This window comes from Brevibacillus humidisoli (assembly GCF_020923435.1).
Taxonomy (GTDB): Bacteria; Bacillota; Bacilli; order Brevibacillales; family Brevibacillaceae; genus Brevibacillus_E; species Brevibacillus_E humidisoli.
On sequence record NZ_CP087263.1, the window covers coordinates 1,313,201 to 1,330,610 of the forward strand.

Below are 17,410 nucleotides of genomic sequence, written 5' to 3' on the forward strand. Positions count from 1 at the left end.
AGGGTGCTACTTCGGTAGTTTTGACGGGAGATGCGGGCGGCGGAGGGAAGACACAAAAAAACCATTTTTTAAGAGGAGGTGTGAATATATGGCGGTTATCTCCATGAAACAGCTGCTTGAGGCTGGTGTTCACTTCGGCCACCAAACTCGCCGCTGGAACCCGAAAATGGAACGCTATATCTTCACCGAACGTAACGGTATTTACATCATTGACCTGCAAAAGACGGTCAAAAAAGTAGAAGAGGCTTACAACTTTGTGCGTGAGTTGGCTGCGAACGGCGGCAAACTGCTGTTTGTTGGTACCAAAAAGCAGGCACAGGACTCCGTCAGAGATGAAGCGGAGCGCACTGGACATCACTACATTAACCAACGTTGGTTAGGTGGTACGCTGACCAACTTCAGCACCATCCAAAAGCGTACGGGCCGTCTGGCTCAACTGAAACGGATGGAAGAAGATGGTACATTTGACGTACTGCCGAAAAAAGAAGTAATCCTCCTTCGCAAGGAGAAAGAACGTCTGGAGAAGTTCCTTGGCGGGATCGCCAATATGGATAAACTGCCCGACGCATTGTTTGTCATTGATCCGCGAAAGGAACGCATCGCTGTTGCGGAAGCTCGCAAACTGGGCATCCCGATCGTGGCGATCGTTGACACGAACTGCGATCCAGATGAGATCGACTACGTGATCCCCGGCAACGATGATGCGATTCGTGCCGTAAAACTGCTGACCTCCAAAATGGCAGATGCGCTGCTGGAAGGCAGCCAAGGCCATGGCGGAGAGGGAGAACAAACCACGGCGTAACGAACGAGGGTGGACTGAGGGTTTCAGAACCCCGTCCACCCTTTTTTAACGACTGATCGAACCCGTCACGTGCCAGCATCAGCACAGCGCATTGCAGGCGCTGCGCCGCCGGTACGATGATGACGGTGGTTTGTTCAGTCCGTATCACGTGGTTACATATGTATCATCCACCTACCATAAACTATTAATAAGGAGGACTTTACATGGCGGTAAGTGCACAACAGGTAAAAGAACTGCGCGAGAGAACGGGCGCAGGGATGATGGATTGCAAAAAAGCATTGGAAGAAACAAATGGAGATATGGAAAAGGCGATTGACCTGCTGCGGGAGCGCGGGATTGCCAAAGCAGCAAAAAAAGCAGGACGCGTCGCTGCTGAAGGTCTGACTGCAACGGCTGTTTCCGGCAATGCGGCAGCAATCGTCGAAGTGAACTGCGAGACGGACTTTGTGGCCAAAAATCCGGAGTTTCAGTCACTCGTACAAGAGGTTGCCGAGCATGTGGTCACACAGCGACCAGCCTCCGTTGAGGAAGCTATGGAACAACCGTTTAAAGGAAGCGGCGAGAAATTATCCCAAGTGATCAGCGAAAAAGTGGCAACGATCGGTGAAAACATCACTCTGCGCCGCTTCGCTGTACTTGAAAAAGCTGACAACGGCGTCTTTGGGGCGTATCTGCACATGGGCGGAAAAATCGGTGTCCTCACCGTGCTGGATGGCACAACGGACGAGACCCTGGCAAAAGATCTCGCCATGCACGCAGCTGCAGCAAACCCGCGTTTTGCTACTCGTGACGAAGTCTCTGCCGACGAGATTGAACGCGAACGTGAAGTGCTGAAAAATCAGGCCCTCTCCGAAGGGAAACCTGCCAATATCGTAGAAAAAATGGTGGAAGGCCGTCTCTCCAAGTACTTTGAAGAGTACTGTCTGGTCGAGCAACCGTTTGTAAAAGATCCAGATAAAAAAGTATCTACACTGCTGAAAGAAGCAGGTGCTACCCTGAAATCTTTCGTTCGTTACCAAGTTGGCGAGGGAATCGAGAAGAAGCAAGAAGACTTCGCCGCTGAAGTGATGGCGCAAGTGAATAAGCAGTAAAGAAAGACTAAAGTAGGGAACACCAGTGTGTTCCCTATTTTTAAGAGGAGACCGGTTGAAGCGGTTATTTCAGTGGTTCCAAGCTCCTCTACTCGCTTGCGCACGCTGGGAGGAAACGACGCACTGGCAGAGAATGTTAAGATGAATGGGGGCCTTTCCATATGCCACTTCCTGCATATAAGCGTGTTGTGTTAAAGTTAAGTGGGGAAGCACTGGCGGGTGAAGTCGGATACGGTATCGATCCGAAAGTGATCTTTTCCATTTCCAACCAAATCAAGGAGATCGTCGAACTTGGTGTTCAGGTGGCCATTGTCGTTGGCGGGGGGAATATTTGGCGTGGGCTTTCCGGCAGTTCCAAAGGCATGGACCGCGCAACAGCCGATTACATGGGCATGCTGGCGACGATCATGAATGCTCTTGCTCTGCAGGATGGTCTGGAGAGAATCAACGTACCGACACGAGTGCAGACTTCGATCGAGATGCGCCAAGTGGCAGAGCCATACATACGCAGACGCGCGATTCGTCACTTGGAAAAAAATAGAGTGGTCATTTTTGCTGCCGGTACGGGGAATCCGTACTTCTCCACTGATACCACAGCAGCACTGCGAGCTGCCGAAATCGAAGCGGAAGTCATCCTGATGGCCAAGAACAAGGTGGATGGCGTCTATTCTGCAGATCCGTCGGTCAATCCCGATGCGATCAAATACGAACAGCTTACGTTCCTTGACGTTTTGAACAAAGGCTTAGGGGTGATGGATTCCACTGCATCCAGTCTGTGCATGGATAACCACATCCCGCTAATCGTGTTCTCGATTACGGAAGAAGGAAATATTCGACGTGCCATTATGGGCGAAAAAATCGGAACCATTGTGAAGGGGGAAGCATAAATGCCACAATCCGTCCTTAAAGATATGGAAGAGCGGATGTCAAAAGCGATTACTACATTAAAAAAAGATTTGGCTACCCTGCGTGCCGGACGGGCCAACCCGGCACTGTTGGACAAAGTGGTCGTCGACTACTATGGAACGCTTACACCGGTGAACCAACTGGCCAACATCAGTGCTCCTGAGCCTAGGCTGTTGCAGATCCAACCCTGGGACAAAACATCTCTCAAGGAGATTGAGCGGGCTATTCAGCAATCTGATTTGGGGCTTACACCCTCTAATGATGGGACGATTATTCGCATCGCGATCCCCCCGCTTACAGAGGAGCGCAGACGCGAACTGGTAAAAGTAGCGGGCAAGGATGGGGAAGAGGCGAAGGTCGCGATTCGCAACATCCGGCGTGATGCCAACGAGGAGATCAAGAAGTTGGAAAAAGCAGGTGACATCTCCGAAGATGAGTCCCGGAGGCACCAAGAGACCATCCAAAAAACCACCGACAAGTTCATTGGCGAAGTTGACAAACTGGTCAAAGAGAAAGAAAAAGAAATTATGGAAGTGTAAGCAGCTACCTCTAAAGACGTATCCATCCCCCTCTTCACGAGGGGGAGTTATGTCTATATCTCTCTTTCTGGGGGAAAACTTATGCTGGAACGAATCGGACATATGTTGGTTCGCAAGGCCAACCAAGAAGAGCACCGTCCGGTCTTTGACGAGGCGGGGGACATCCCCCAGCATATTGCCGTGATCATGGATGGGAATGGCCGTTGGGCAAAGAAGCGCAATTTGGCGCGGATTGTCGGCCACCGTTCCGGAATGCAAACGGTAAAGGAGATTGTCAAGGCTGCCGACGGCATCGGCGTCAAGACGATGACGATGTATGCCTTTTCTACAGAAAACTGGAAGCGGCCTCGTGATGAGGTTGACTACCTGATGAAGCTGCCGCAGGAGTTTTTGTCGACAGAATTGGAAGAATTGAACGAACGGAATGTTCGGGTACGCATGCTGGGTAATTCCGATAGGCTTCCATCCCATACGATTGAGGCGATGAACATTGCAGAAGAACGGACAAGGCAAAATACGGGACTGCAGCTTAATTTTGCCCTCAACTACGGTGGGCGAACGGAAATCGTCAAAGCGGTCACGGAATTGGCCAGACAGGTCCAAGCGGGAGAGCTGAAGCCGGAAGAGATAGACGAAGCATTACTTGCACAGCACTTGTACACCCGTGATCTTCCCGACCCTGATTTGCTGATTCGGACGAGCGGCGAAATCAGGTTGAGCAATTTTATGCTGTGGCAGATGGCGTATACGGAGTTGTGGTTTACGGACGTGCTTTGGCCCGATTTTACCAAGGAGCATTTCTTTGAGGCAATCGCAGAATACCAAGGTCGAGCTCGTCGCTACGGCGCGGTTTGAACCCAAGAGGTGGAACACTTTGAAGCAGCGGATCATAACCGGGGTGGTAGGTGGCATCATCTTCCTCGTCCCCGTTTTCTTAGGAGGGATCTGGTATTCCCTGCTCGTCTTTTTATTAGCCATCATCGGCTTGTACGAGTTTTTGCGCATGGCCAGACTGAAACCGTATGGCTTTGCCGGACTTTTGGGCTACGTGCTGATGATCAGTACCTTGTGGCCGTACCTGTTTTATTCACAGCGGTTTCATATCGATTTTTCGGACACGCTCATGCCTGTCCTGTTGTTGCTGCTGTTTTACTCGGTTTTTCGAAAAAACCGTTTTCACATTGAACATGTCGCCCTTACGATACTGGGGGCGTTATACATAGGATACGGGTTTCACTATATGGCTGCCGTCCGCGGAATGGATGACGGGCTCTGGCTGACACTGCTGGTTTTGCTCGGCATCTGGTCAACGGACTCAGGTGCTTACTTTGTCGGCAGAGCGTATGGCAGACGCAAGTTGCTGCCTGCTATCAGTCCCAACAAAACGGTGGAAGGCTCGCTGGGTGGATTGCTGACGTCACTGGTGGTCGTGATAGGCCTGAATGGTTTGGTTGACAAGCTCCCGTTTTGGCAAGCGTTCGGGATTGCATTGGTAACCGGCATTGCCGCACAGATAGGTGATTTGGTTGAATCGGCGATGAAGCGACACTTTGGCGTGAAAGACTCTGGCAAAATCATTCCCGGGCATGGGGGAGTTCTCGATCGATTTGACAGCTTGCTGATCGTGTTTCCCATACTGTATCTGCTCGGTTTGTTCTAGATTTCCGAGCAAGGTTAGCGTTGACCTCGCATCAGTTCCAGAGGGAGTTCAATCTTGCAGAAGGGATTCGCCAAACAGAAAGCAATAGAATGTAATGGTGGGTAGAGGTGAAACCGGTGAAAAAAATTGCACTGCTTGGTTCGACCGGCTCAGTTGGAAGAAATACATTGGAAGTGGTGGCACAGCATCCTGACACCTTTCAGGTTGTGGCGCTGGCTGCCGGCGCGAATATAGAACTGCTGGCTCGTCAGATTATCCAATTCCAACCGGAGATCGTCTCTGTTGGCAAACCGGAACGGATAGATGAGCTTCGACAGTTGGTCGGATCATGGCGCGGCGATATTCTCTGCGGGGAAGAAGGCATGGTGCAGGTGGCAACCCACCCCGCGGCCGATATCGTCATGACCGCGATTATCGGCAGCATTGGTGTGGTGCCGACACTTGCCGCGATTGAAGCGGGTAAAACGATTGGGTTGGCTAACAAAGAAACGTTGATTAGTGCCGGACACATCGTGATGGAGAGCGCTAGACGCAACAATACCCTCATCATACCAGTTGACAGTGAACACTCGGCGATTTTCCAATGCTTGCAGGGAGAGCGTTCCGAGGACGTAGCCAAGATTATCCTGACGGCATCCGGCGGATCATTTCGCCACCTGTCTCGCAGCGAGCTATCACATGTGACGGTTGAAGATACACTGAAACACCCCAATTGGAGCATGGGTGCAAAAATCACGGTCGATTCGGCAACAATGATGAACAAAGGGTTTGAAGTGATAGAAGCCCATTGGCTGTTTGGGCTTGCTTATGAACAGATTGACTGTGTGCTCCATTATGAAAGTGTGATTCACTCTATGGTAGAATACAAAGACAGGGCTGTCATCGCCCAGTTGGGAACACCGGATATGAAGGTTCCCATCCAGTACGCGCTCTCCTATCCGGAGCGGATGCCACTCGTAACAGAGCCGCTTGATCTCATCAAGTTTGGAAAGCTGAACTTCGCAGAGATGGACTATGAGCGGTTTCCGCTTCTGCGGCTTGCATACGACTGCGGACGTACTGGCGGGACGCTGCCTACAGTGCTGAATGCGGCGAATGAAGTGGCTGTCGAGCGCTTTTTGCAGGGGGAAATCTCTTTTTTGGCGATTGAACAGATCGTGGAGCGCGTATGTTCTGACCACCATGTACAATACGATCCCGCTCTGGAAGAAATTTTTGCAGCAGATGCCTGGGCACGCCGCGAAGCACGCAAGTCTTGAGCAGGCTTCGAACCATTACGAAAACGAAAGGTGGCTACCCCTTTGCCTTTACCTAGCTTGGATTCGTTTGAATCGATTCTTGCAATCATCGTGGTCTTCAGCTTGCTGGTGCTGGTCCATGAGCTGGGCCACTTCCTGCTGGCCAAACGTGCGGGCATCCTCTGTCGGGAGTTTGCTCTCGGGATGGGCCCAAAGATATTTCGGTTCAAGCGGGGGGAGACGGAGTACACCGTCCGAGCGCTGCCGATTGGCGGACTTGTCCGAATGGCTGGCGAAGACCCCGAACTAGACGTGTTGAAACCTAGGATGGAGATTGCCGTAGAATTGGATCAAGAAGGGCGTGTCTCGCGTCTGCTCCTCGATCCCAAGCAGTGGAATGAAAAGCGCCATGTCCGTGGTACAATCGTCCATTACGACCTTGAACATAAGCTGACCCTGACGCTGGAGACGGATGAAGGACAGACAAGTTACCCGGTTCATCCCCAAGCTCACTTGGTGTTTGCAGATCAGGAGGTACAGATCGCCCCCTATAACCGCCAGTTTCGCGGGAAAACAGTGGGGCAGAGATTCTGGGCGATCTTCGCCGGACCGGCAGCCAACTTTTTGCTTGCCTTTGTTCTTTTGGCGTCTTTGGGGTTGATTTTCGGTGTGCCCAACAGCAAACCCCTACTGGGTGAGGTGAAGCCCGGCGGCCCGGCGGCACAGGCGGGATTGTTGGAAGGAGACCGGGTTTTGTCCATAGAAGGGACCCCTGTCAAGAGTTGGCGGCAGATCGTTGAGATCGTCAGCCAGTCTCCGAACGAAACTCTCACCTTTGAGGTGGAACGGAACGGTACGAAGAAGAGTTTTGAGGTTACCGTAGGCAGTAAAGACAACATTGGGCAGATCATGGTTTACAGTACGATCACCTATTCGCCTTGGGCTGCTGTCAAGTACGGGGCGTATGCCACATATGAATACACCGCGCTGATTCTGACCAATCTGGCGATGCTGTTTACCGGTGCGGTGGGCTTGGAGGATCTCAGCGGACCAGTCGGCATCTTCAAGATGACGGGAGAGTTTGCTCAACAGGGCCTGGAGATTCTCATCAGGTGGGCCGCTGTGTTAAGCATCAATCTCGGTTTGTTTAACTTGCTGCCGCTTCCGGCACTGGATGGCGGGCGACTCGCTTTTCTGGGTGTAGAAGCGCTCCGAGGTCGTCCGGTTGATCCACAAAAGGAAGGGATGGTGCACTTCCTCGGTTTCGCGTTTTTAATGTTGCTGATTCTCGTTGTCACGTGGAACGACTTGCAGCGGTTTATCTTTACAGGATAGAGAGCAGAAAAGACTACGAAAAGGAAGGTGCCTGGCGTGTACAAACGTGAGGAGACGAAACCGGTATTTGTGGGAGATGTACAGATCGGTGGTCAAAAAAGTGTCGTGATTCAATCGATGACGACTACGGATACCCGTGATGTGGAAGGAACGCTGGAGCAGATCAATCGTCTGCACCAGGCGGGCTGCCAGGTGGTGCGCCTGGCGGTGGTCAACGAAGACGCGGCACGTGCGATCAAACCAATCAAGGAGCGTTCCCCTCTTCCGCTGGTTGCAGACATTCACTTCGACCATCGATTGGCGCTGCTTGCTTTGGAGAGCGGGATTGACAAAATCCGGATCAATCCTGGTAATATCGGGTCCAAGGAGAAAACGAAAGCAGTCGTGGAAGCGTGCCGCGATCGAAACGTGCCGATCCGCATCGGCGTCAACTCCGGTTCTGTCGAGAAACGGCTGTTGGAAAAGTACGGCTATCCCAGCCCGGAGGCGATCGTGGAAAGTGCGATGAACCACGTGGAGATTTTGGAAGAACTAAATTACGACAAGATTGTGATCTCACTCAAGTCGTCCGATGTGCCGACCATGATTGAAACATACTCGCTCATGGCCGAGAAGCGACCTTATCCGCTGCACGTCGGAGTAACCGAGGCAGGCACGCCGTTTTCCGGGGGAATCAAGTCGGCGGTTGGCATCGGTACCGTGCTCTCGATGGGCATTGGTGATACGATCCGTGTTTCACTCACAGCTGATCCGGTCGAGGAGATCAAGGTAGGGAAGCAGATTCTGCGCAGTCTGGACATCGTCAACAACGATCCGATTGTGATTGCCTGCCCTTCCTGCGGTCGCTGCGCCATCGACCTGATCGGGCTTGCAACCAAAGTGGAGGATGCCGTAGCCAACATCAAAAAACCGCTGAAGATTGCGGTAATGGGCTGCGCGGTCAACGGCCCGGGAGAAGCGCGTGAGGCCGACGTCGGCGTTGCCGGTGGAAACGGTGAAGGATTGATTTTCCGCAACGGTGAGATTGTTCGGAAAGTAAAAGAAGACGAATTGTTTGAAGAGTTGATGAAAGAGATTAACACGATGGTGTAGCACACCTTTGTCATACAGCCCACAGGACAGAAAGTCGGTTGTGGTTTGAGAAGGAGGAACGATTACGTGTTAAAGCAGAGTCAATATCTTATTCCTACCCTACGGGAGGTACCGTCGGACGCTGAGATCGCCAGCCATAAGCTGCTGCTGCGCGCCGGTTTGGCACGCCAGTTGGCTTCCGGGATCTACTCGTACCTGCCGCTCGGTCTGCGGGTGATTCAAAAAATCCAGGCGATTGTTCGTGAGGAGATGAACAGAGCCGGGGCACAGGAGATTTTGATGCCGGCGATGCAGCCCGCAGAGCTATGGGAGGAAAGCGGCAGATGGGAGGCGTATGGACCGGAATTGGTGCGGTTGAAAGATCGCCATGAGCGGCGTTTCGCCCTTGGTCCTACCCATGAAGAGGTGATCAGCAGCCTGGTTCGGGATGATGTCAACTCATATAAAAAACTGCCGATCAACCTGTACCAGATTCAGACCAAGTTCCGCGATGAGGTGAGGCCGCGCTTCGGTTTGATTCGCTGCCGCGAATTCATCATGAAAGACGCATACTCCTTCGATACCAGCTGGGAAGGGCTGAACAAGAGCTTCGAGGCGATGTTTGACGCCTATACGCGGATTTTTACCCGTATTGGCCTCAATTTCCGTGCTGTAGAGGCGGATGCAGGCTCCATCGGTGGGACCGGCACCTATGAGTTCATGGCTTTGTGCGATATCGGTGAAGATACGATTGCCTATTCCACCGAGGGAACATATGCGGCCAACTTGGAAAAGGCAGAGGTGGTTTACAAGCCATCGGACAAGCCAAAACAAGATGTGCCCGCGATGGAAAAGATTCACACACCCAGTGTCCGCACTATTGAGCAGTTGCAAGCCTCGCTTGGCACAGATTCCGCTCAGATCGTCAAAAGCCTGCTCTATCGTGTCGATGACAAACTGGTGATGGCATTAGTACGAGGCGATCACGAACTGAACGAAGTGAAGTTGAAAAACTTGTTCGATGCGGTTGATATCCGACTGGCCAGTGACGAAGAGATTCGCAGCTTGACAGGCGCTCCCGCTGGTTTCGTCGGTCCATTTGGTCTGGATCCCCAGAAAGTGGAGATTGTAGCCGACAACTATGTGCAAGATGTGACAGACGGGGTAGCCGGAGCGAATGAAGCAGATTACCACTATCAACATGTGGTGCCGGGCCGCGATTTTACCGTTGCCCGTTACGCTGATCTGCGCAACATCAAGGAGGGAGATGACTGTCCGCGCGGCGGCGGCAAGATCGCTTTTGCCCGCGGGATCGAGGTAGGCCATGTATTCAAACTGGGAACCAAGTATTCGAAGCCGCTGGGTGTTACCTTCCTCGATGAAAACGGACGATCCCAGGAGATGGTGATGGGCTGCTATGGGATCGGGATTTCCCGGATCGCAGCAGCCGTGATCGAACAATATCACGACGAAAACGGCATCATCTGGCCGGTTTCGATTGCGCCGTTCCATGTACATGTGATTCCGATCAATGCCAAGGTGGACGAGCAACGCCTCACCAGTGAACGGATTACCGATGCACTGACGGCTGCAGGAGTGGAAGTGCTTTACGACGATCGTCCGGAAAGGGCTGGGGTGAAGTTCAAGGACGCTGACTTGATCGGACTGCCGCTCAGGATAACGGTCTCGGACAAAGCCCAGGAAGGTTTGGTCGAAGTACGGGTTCGCTGCACCGGCGAGACACATGAAGTAGAAATCGAAAAACTAGCGGCATTTGTCCAGGAACATCTGGCCAAACTGGGCGAGTCGGCGACAACATTCGCACGTTCCAGGCAGGAATAGTGCAGGATTCTGTCGAAAGGGTAGGAGGTGCTCCTTATACAGGAGTGCCTCTTTTTCTTGATCGCGCTGACTGATCACACTGAGATTTTTCGGGCTGTCTGTAACCGTGCGCGTAATCGTGCATCAACAGCCCTTCAATCGTCAGCTGTTCATTCGTCCTGTGAACGAGCGGAGATATGTATGTATGGCCAACCACGAGAATTCGCGAGGGCCAGCATATCAAAACAAGGGATTTTTCGAGGTAAGTGAGGTGGTTTTGATGGCAGCAACAGAGGAACAACTGCAGCGGTTTGCTCTCCTGCTGAAACAATTGGAAATACCGGAGAATTGGATCGATGCCTATTTTCGGCAAGGTCGGATCGATAAGCTGGAACTGTACAAACAAAACAAAAGATGGTTATTCACGCTTACATTGGAGCGCCTGCTCCCTGCAGACGTCTACCAGGCGTTTCAGATGCGTTTGAAGCAAACTTTTTCCCATATCGCCAATGCGGAGGCGTTGATACGCTACCAGGAAACACCGGTTCTTGACGTATTGATGCAGGAATATTGGGATCTCATCATCGGTCATGCTGAGCAGGATTTGAACTCCCTCGCTGGGCCGCTGAAAGCGAGCCGCTGGCAGATACAGGGGCAAGCTGTAAAAATCATGTTGCCAACCGAGATGGCTGTGGAACTGGCTAAGCGAAAGCAGGCGGATCAGGTCCTGCAGGCAGCCTTTCTGCGGGTTTCCCAACTGGCACCGCAGTTTCTCTTCGCCACTGATGAAAGTGACGACACCTATCGCGCCTTCCTGGAACAGCGAATGGAGGAAGAGCGGGCCCTGGTCCAAGAGGTGATCAGCGCCCAGGCAGAAAAAGAAGCGCAAAACGACGCACAGCCGGAAGCGATCACAACACTGATGATTGGCTACGAGATCAAGGACGATCCGGTTCCGATCAAGCAGATCCAAGAGGAAGAACGGCGGATCGTTATCCAAGGGACGGTGTTTCAATCAGAGCTGAGAGAATTGAAAAGTGGACGCCACTTGCTGACGTTTAACGTGACCGATTATACCGATTCCATTGCGGTAAAGATCTTTTCCCGCGACAAAGAAGATGTCAAGCTGCTGGCAGCGCTAAAAGACGGCATGTGGCTGAAAGTTCGCGGCAATGTCCAGCACGATACATACATGCGCGAATTGGTGATGACCGCCAATGACATCAACCAGATTGAGCAGCTCGGCCGTCGCGATACCGCAGAGCGAAAACGGGTGGAACTGCATTGTCATACCCCGATGAGCGCCTTGGACGGAGTGGCTTCGCTCAAAGCCTTGATTGGAACAGCAGCCAAGTGGGGCCATTCGGCTATTGCCGTTACGGACCATGGCGTTGTGCAAGCTTATCCGGAAGCGTACAGTCTGGCCAAAAAGAATAACATCAAGTGCATCCTCGGGATGGAAGCCTATGTGGTAGAAGATGGGATTGACGTGGTGTACAATCTGGATCCGTCGGGCAGCAATGACCGGCCAATCAACGATGAGACGACCTATGTGGTATTTGATACGGAGACAACCGGTCTCAATCCTACCGAACATACGATCATTGAAATCGCCGCCGTGAAAATGCGGGGGGGTGAGATCATCGACGAGTGGTCGGAACTGATCGATCCGCAGATACCGATTGGGGCAAAGACCACGGAGATTACCGGGATCACCAATGAAATGCTGGCCGGAAAAGAGACGATCGATGTCGTTTTGCGCAAGTTTAAGGAGTACACGGGGGATGCAGTACTGGTGGCGCATAATGCCAAGTTTGACCAGGGCTTTATCAACGCCTGCGCCCAGCGTATCGGCATGGAACCATGGAACAATCCCTTCTTGGACACTTTGCCGTTGGCTCGAATGCTTTACAGCGGTATGCGCAACTACCGTCTAGGTACACTAGCCAAAAAGTTTAATGTGGAGCTGATTAACGCCCACCGCGCATTGGATGACACGGTTGCGTTGGCACGTGTCTTTCAGCAAATGCTGAAAGACCTCCGGGAAGCAGGCATCACCAGTCTGGCAGCCCTGAACGAACGGAGCAACGCGACGGCGGATTATAAAAGTTCCCGCCCTTTTCACGCTACGATCCTGGTGCAAAACCAGGCCGGCCTGAAAAACTTGTACAAGCTGGTCAGCCGCTCCCATGTAGAGACGTTCTACCGGGTGCCGCGGATTCAACGCAGTCAATTGCATAAGTTCCGCGAAGGATTGTTGATCGGCACAGCTTGCAAAGAAGGAGAACTGTTTCAGGCACTGCTGCGCGGTAAAAACGTTGATGAGCTGGCGGAAATTGCTGCATTTTACGACTTTATCGAGCTGCAGCCGCCGAGGCACTACCAGCCGCTGCTGCGCAACGAGACGATCCCATCGTTGGATGCGATCAAGGATTATCATCAAAAGCTGATTGAAGTGGCCCAGAAGCTGAACAAACCGGTCGCAGCTACCGGCGATGTTCATTATCTCAACCCGCAGGATGCGGTATTCCGCGAGGTGTTTTTGCTGTCACAAGGCGACCCGGATGCTCAGAATCAACCACCGCTCTTTCTGATGACCACCGATGAGATGCTGGAAGCGTTTAGCTACCTGGGTGAAGAGATGGCCGAGCAGATCGTTGTGACCGCAACCAACCAGATTGCCGAGATGATCGAGGATGTTTGCCCGATCCCGGACAAACTGTACACGCCTGTTATCGATGGCGCTGATGATGAACTTCGCCAGATGTGTTACGACAAGGCCCGGCAGCTGTATGGCGAGCCACTGCCTGAGATAGTGGAGCAGCGGTTGGAAAAAGAGCTGTCCAGCATTATTAAACACGGGTTTAGCGTGATCTATCTGATCTCACAGCGTCTGGTGACCAAGTCGCTGCAGGACGGGTATCTGGTCGGTTCGCGAGGTTCGGTCGGCTCCTCCTTTGTAGCTACCATGTCGGAGATTACAGAGGTAAACCCGCTTCCGCCGCATTATCGCTGCCCCGATTGCAAACACAGCGAGTTTATCACGGACGGATCGATTGGTTCTGGATTCGACCTGCCGGAGAAAGATTGTCCGCAGTGCGGATCACGCTATCACAAAGATGGACAGGACATTCCGTTTGAGACGTTTCTCGGCTTCAAGGGGGACAAGGTGCCTGATATCGATCTCAACTTTTCCGGTGATTACCAACCGAGGGCCCACAAGTATACACAGGAGTTGTTCGGGGTAGACAATGTGTACCGCGCAGGCACAATCGGCACTGTTGCAGAGAAGACGGCCTACGGGTACGTTCGCAAATTTGCCGAAGAGCGCGGACTTGTGCTGCGCAACGCCGAAATCGCGCGAATGGTTAACGGTTGTACCGGCGTTAAACGGACGACCGGTCAGCACCCGGGAGGAATCATCGTCGTACCAGACTACATGGAGATTGAAGATTTCTGCCCGATTCAATTCCCGGCAGATGACAGCGGATCAGAGTGGCGGACAACGCATTTCGACTTCCACTCCATCCACGACAATCTGCTAAAGCTGGACATTCTGGGACACGACGATCCCACGGTGATTCGGATGCTGCAGGACTTGACAGGGATCGATCCCAAGACGATTCCGCTCGACGATCCCAAGACGATGTCGATCTTCAGCTCGACGGAAGCCCTGGGTGTTACTCCTGAGCAAATCCGGACTAACCTTGGCACACTTGGCATTCCTGAGTTTGGTACCAAGTTTGTCCGTCAGATGCTGGAAGATACGAAACCGACAACCTTTGCCGAACTGGTGCAGATCTCCGGCCTGTCCCACGGCACCGATGTTTGGCTGAACAACGCACAGGAACTGATCCGCAACAACGTCTGTAAATTGTCCGACGTGATCGGCTGTCGGGACGACATCATGGTGTATCTCATCTATAAAGGTTTAGAGCCCTCCCGTGCGTTCAAGATCATGGAGTCCGTCCGTAAAGGGAAAGGGGTTAGCGAAGAGGATCAGGAAGAGATGCGCCGCAATGACGTCCCAGACTGGTACATCGATTCGTGTCAAAAGATCAAGTATATGTTTCCAAAAGCGCACGCAACGGCATACGTGATGATGGCGGTGCGAATTGCTTATTTCAAGGTGCATTATCCGCTAGAGTTCTACGCCACATACTTTACGGTTCGCGCCGATGACTTTGACATTCCGCTGATGACCAAGGGGGCATCAGCCATCCGGCAAAAGATTGAGGAGATTGAGGCAAAAGGACACGATGCCCAACCGAAGGAAAAATCACTGCTGACCGTACTGGAGATGGCACTGGAGATGGTAGAACGCGGCTTCCGCTTCCAAAATGTAAATCTCTATCGCTCCGATGCGAGCAAGTTCTTGATTGAGGGCGACAGTTTGCTCGCCCCGTTCAACGCGCTGCCCGGTCTCGGTACCAATGCGGCGATCAGCATTGTCAAGGCAAGGGGAGAAGGGGAGTTTTTGTCAAAAGAGGACTTGCTGACGCGCTCTCGTATCTCCAAAACGATTCTGGAGTACCTCGACGAACAGGGAGCACTTGCCGATCTGCCTGAGTCCAATCAGTTATCTCTGTTCTGAGGAATGCGCCGACGGGACGAGAGAAACCCCTCCTTTTGCCTAGGTTGTCAGTTGCACAATGTTATGCTATAATTTTTTTGGAAATACTGGTGATATCGCTGATGGAGAGTGGGGAAACCCACTCTTTCTTTCTGGCTTAACAAAAACGTACAACAAGGGAGGTACTTTTTTGAGTAAGGTAACGGAAATCGTGGCAGATCTGGTTCAACCGATTCTCGACGAATTGAAGCTGGAACTGGTAGAGATCGAGTACGTCAAGGAGGGGGGCAACTGGTTTCTCCGGGTCTACATCGATAATGAGACCGGCAGCATTGACATCGACGAGTGCGGTGTTGTCAGCGAACGGTTGAGCCAACGCCTGGACGAGATAGATCCGATTCCCAACGCCTACTTCCTGGAGGTATCGTCCCCCGGAGCCGAGCGTCCGCTGCGGCAGGAGAAAGACTTTCGCAAGGCGGTTGGCAAACACGTACATATCACCACAAAGCAACCGCTCGAAGGCCATACTGTCTTCGAAGGTGAACTCGTCTCGTATGACGGCGATCAGCTTACGGTGAAAGAGGCGAAGCAGTCGTTCGTGATTCCCTTGGATCAGATCAGCGAGGCGCGAACGGCGATCGTCTTTTAGTTGAAAGGAGGAGCCAAGAAAAACATGAATGCCGATTTTATGGATGCACTGCACGAAATTGAACGAGAGAAAGGAATCTCTAAAGATGTCTTGATTGAAGCGATCGAGGCTGCCTTGATCTCAGGATACAAACGAAACTTCAACTCCGCACAAAACGTGCGCGTCGACGTTAATCGGCACACCGGACAAGTGCGCGTGTTTGCCCGTAAAACCGTGGTGGAAGACGTTCTTGACTCGCGGCTGGAAATCTCTTTGGAAGCAGCCCAGGAGATTGACCCCAACTACCACCTGGATGACATCGTAGAATTGGAAGTAACGCCACGCGATTTTGGCCGGATCGCCGCCCAGACAGCGAAACAAGTGGTGACCCAGCGCATCCGCGAAGCAGAGCGAGGACTTATCTACAGCGAGTTTGTCGAGAGAGAAGAAGATATCATCACCGGAGTGGTCCAGCGACAAGATGCCCGCAACTATTACATCGACCTTGGCAAGACGGAAGCGGTGATGCCGCTGACGGAAAAAATGCCCACCGATGACTTCAAGCCGCAAGATCGCATCAAGGCCTATATCATTAAAGTGGAAAAAACGACAAAAGGACCACAAATCGTGGTCTCCCGCACTCATCCCGGTTTGTTAAAGCGGTTATTCGAGCTGGAAGTCCCGGAAATTTACGACGGTGTGGTCGAGATCAAATCGGTGGCGCGAGAGGCGGGCGACCGTTCCAAGATCGCGGTTCATTCGGTCAACCCCGATGTCGATCCGGTTGGCGCCTGTGTCGGTCCCAAAGGAATGCGGGTGCAAGCGATCGTCAGCGAGTTGAAAGGGGAGAAGATCGATATTGTTCGCTGGTCGGAAGACCCGGCGGAGTATGTAGCCAACGCGCTTAGTCCCTCCAAAGTACTCCACGTAGAAGTAAACGCCGCAGATAAAATGACCCGCGTGATTGTGCCAGACTACCAGCTATCCCTGGCGATTGGCAAGCGAGGGCAAAACGCCCGGCTGGCTGCAAAGCTAACCGGTTGGAAAATTGATATCAAGAGTGAGAGCCAGGCGGAAGAGGAAGGCATTCTCTATCCAAAAGATCCTGATACCGAGCTATCGGAGGATGTGGAAGTCCAATGAGAGTGAAGAAAGTCCCGCTGAGAAAATGCATCGTCTGTCAGGAGATGTTTCCCAAAAAGGAACTGCTGCGCATCGTGCGTACACCGCAGGAGGAGATTGTGATCGATCTAACTGGCAAGGCGGCGGGCAGAGGGACGTACGTGTGCCGCAGCGAAACCTGTCGGACGCCGGATACCTTTGCATCCGGCAAATGGAAGAAAGTGCTGGAGCGAGCCCTTAACATGAGTATTACGCAAGAGCAGTACGATCAGTTTCGCCAGAACTGGCAGGAGATGATCGGCAAGTGAGCGAGAAGCTGCTGCAGATGCTGGGGCTTACGATGCGGGCACGCAAACTGATCAGTGGGGAAGATTCCGTCATAGATGCCGTCCGCAGCGGCAAGGCGAGGCTGGTGTTGCTCGCCTCGGATGCCTCGGCCAATACGGCGAAGAAAGTAACGGACAAGTGCCGTTACTATGAGGTGCCCTGTCATACCGCCTCCGACCGGTACCAACTGGGACGGGCGATCGGCAAGGAGGCGCGGGTCGTCTTGGCTGTTACGGACGACAATCTGGCGGATCGCATCCGGCGCCTTCTCACACCGAATCCATAAGGGGTGATTGT

At 52.6% G+C, this 17,410-nt stretch carries 15 protein-coding genes; all 15 read left to right on the forward strand.

The window, feature by feature from the left end; all coding sequences use genetic code 11:
- The first annotated feature begins 88 nt into the window (after positions 1 to 88).
- The 15 genes from rpsB (at position 89) to LOK74_RS06630 (ending at position 17,399) form a co-directional block, all read left to right on the forward strand.
- Positions 89 to 802 carry a 30S ribosomal protein S2 gene (gene rpsB, locus LOK74_RS06560; RefSeq protein WP_230045849.1) on the forward strand — a complete coding sequence of 238 codons (714 nt, stop codon included), beginning with the start codon at positions 89 to 91 and terminating at the stop codon, positions 800 to 802.
- A 203-nt stretch (positions 803 to 1,005) separates the two neighbouring features.
- Positions 1,006 to 1,893: a translation elongation factor Ts gene (tsf, locus tag LOK74_RS06565; protein ID WP_230045850.1), complete on the forward strand. Its 888-nt coding sequence runs from the start codon at positions 1,006 to 1,008 to the stop codon at positions 1,891 to 1,893.
- 161 nt (positions 1,894 to 2,054) lie between these two features.
- Entirely contained in the window at positions 2,055 to 2,780 is a 726-nt protein-coding gene (gene pyrH / locus LOK74_RS06570) for a UMP kinase (RefSeq protein ID WP_230045851.1), read from the forward strand.
- Positions 2,781 to 3,338, forward strand: a complete 558-nt coding sequence (frr, locus tag LOK74_RS06575; protein WP_230045852.1) for a ribosome recycling factor — start codon at positions 2,781 to 2,783, stop codon at positions 3,336 to 3,338.
- 81 nt (positions 3,339 to 3,419) lie between these two features.
- The gene (locus LOK74_RS06580; protein ID WP_420908730.1) at positions 3,420 to 4,193 is read left to right on the forward strand and encodes an undecaprenyl pyrophosphate synthase; all 774 of its coding nucleotides are present in this window, start codon (positions 3,420 to 3,422) and stop codon (positions 4,191 to 4,193) included.
- A gap of 19 nt (positions 4,194 to 4,212) precedes the next feature.
- Complete coding sequence (locus LOK74_RS06585) at positions 4,213 to 4,998, forward strand: phosphatidate cytidylyltransferase (RefSeq protein WP_230045853.1); 786 nt, start codon at positions 4,213 to 4,215, stop codon at positions 4,996 to 4,998.
- A gap of 116 nt (positions 4,999 to 5,114) precedes the next feature.
- The gene (locus LOK74_RS06590) at positions 5,115 to 6,257 is read left to right on the forward strand and encodes a 1-deoxy-D-xylulose-5-phosphate reductoisomerase (protein WP_230045854.1); all 1,143 of its coding nucleotides are present in this window, start codon (positions 5,115 to 5,117) and stop codon (positions 6,255 to 6,257) included.
- A 42-nt stretch (positions 6,258 to 6,299) separates the two neighbouring features.
- On the forward strand, positions 6,300 to 7,571 hold the full coding sequence (rseP, locus tag LOK74_RS06595; protein ID WP_230045855.1) for an RIP metalloprotease RseP: 1,272 nt from the start codon (positions 6,300 to 6,302) through the stop codon (positions 7,569 to 7,571).
- Positions 7,572 to 7,607: 36 nt separating this feature from the next.
- Positions 7,608 to 8,663 (forward strand): flavodoxin-dependent (E)-4-hydroxy-3-methylbut-2-enyl-diphosphate synthase, encoded by a 1,056-nt coding sequence (ispG, locus tag LOK74_RS06600; protein WP_230045856.1) that lies wholly within the window; start codon positions 7,608 to 7,610, stop codon positions 8,661 to 8,663.
- A 66-nt stretch (positions 8,664 to 8,729) separates the two neighbouring features.
- Positions 8,730 to 10,484 carry a proline--tRNA ligase gene (locus tag LOK74_RS06605; RefSeq protein ID WP_230045857.1) on the forward strand — a complete coding sequence of 585 codons (1,755 nt, stop codon included), beginning with the start codon at positions 8,730 to 8,732 and terminating at the stop codon, positions 10,482 to 10,484.
- Positions 10,485 to 10,743: 259 nt separating this feature from the next.
- Positions 10,744 to 15,057 (forward strand): PolC-type DNA polymerase III, encoded by a 4,314-nt coding sequence (locus LOK74_RS06610; protein WP_230045858.1) that lies wholly within the window; start codon positions 10,744 to 10,746, stop codon positions 15,055 to 15,057.
- A gap of 169 nt (positions 15,058 to 15,226) precedes the next feature.
- The gene (gene rimP / locus LOK74_RS06615) at positions 15,227 to 15,685 is read left to right on the forward strand and encodes a ribosome maturation factor RimP (RefSeq protein WP_230045859.1); all 459 of its coding nucleotides are present in this window, start codon (positions 15,227 to 15,229) and stop codon (positions 15,683 to 15,685) included.
- 24 nt (positions 15,686 to 15,709) lie between these two features.
- Positions 15,710 to 16,807 carry a transcription termination factor NusA gene (gene nusA, locus LOK74_RS06620; protein WP_230045860.1) on the forward strand — a complete coding sequence of 366 codons (1,098 nt, stop codon included), beginning with the start codon at positions 15,710 to 15,712 and terminating at the stop codon, positions 16,805 to 16,807.
- Positions 16,804 to 17,094 carry an RNase P modulator RnpM gene (gene rnpM, locus LOK74_RS06625; RefSeq protein ID WP_230045861.1) on the forward strand — a complete coding sequence of 97 codons (291 nt, stop codon included), beginning with the start codon at positions 16,804 to 16,806 and terminating at the stop codon, positions 17,092 to 17,094. The genes nusA and rnpM overlap by 4 nt, the downstream gene beginning before the upstream one ends.
- A gap of 17 nt (positions 17,095 to 17,111) precedes the next feature.
- The gene (locus LOK74_RS06630) at positions 17,112 to 17,399 is read left to right on the forward strand and encodes a YlxQ family RNA-binding protein (RefSeq protein ID WP_338148663.1); all 288 of its coding nucleotides are present in this window, start codon (positions 17,112 to 17,114) and stop codon (positions 17,397 to 17,399) included.
- Positions 17,400 to 17,410: the final 11 nt, after the last annotated feature.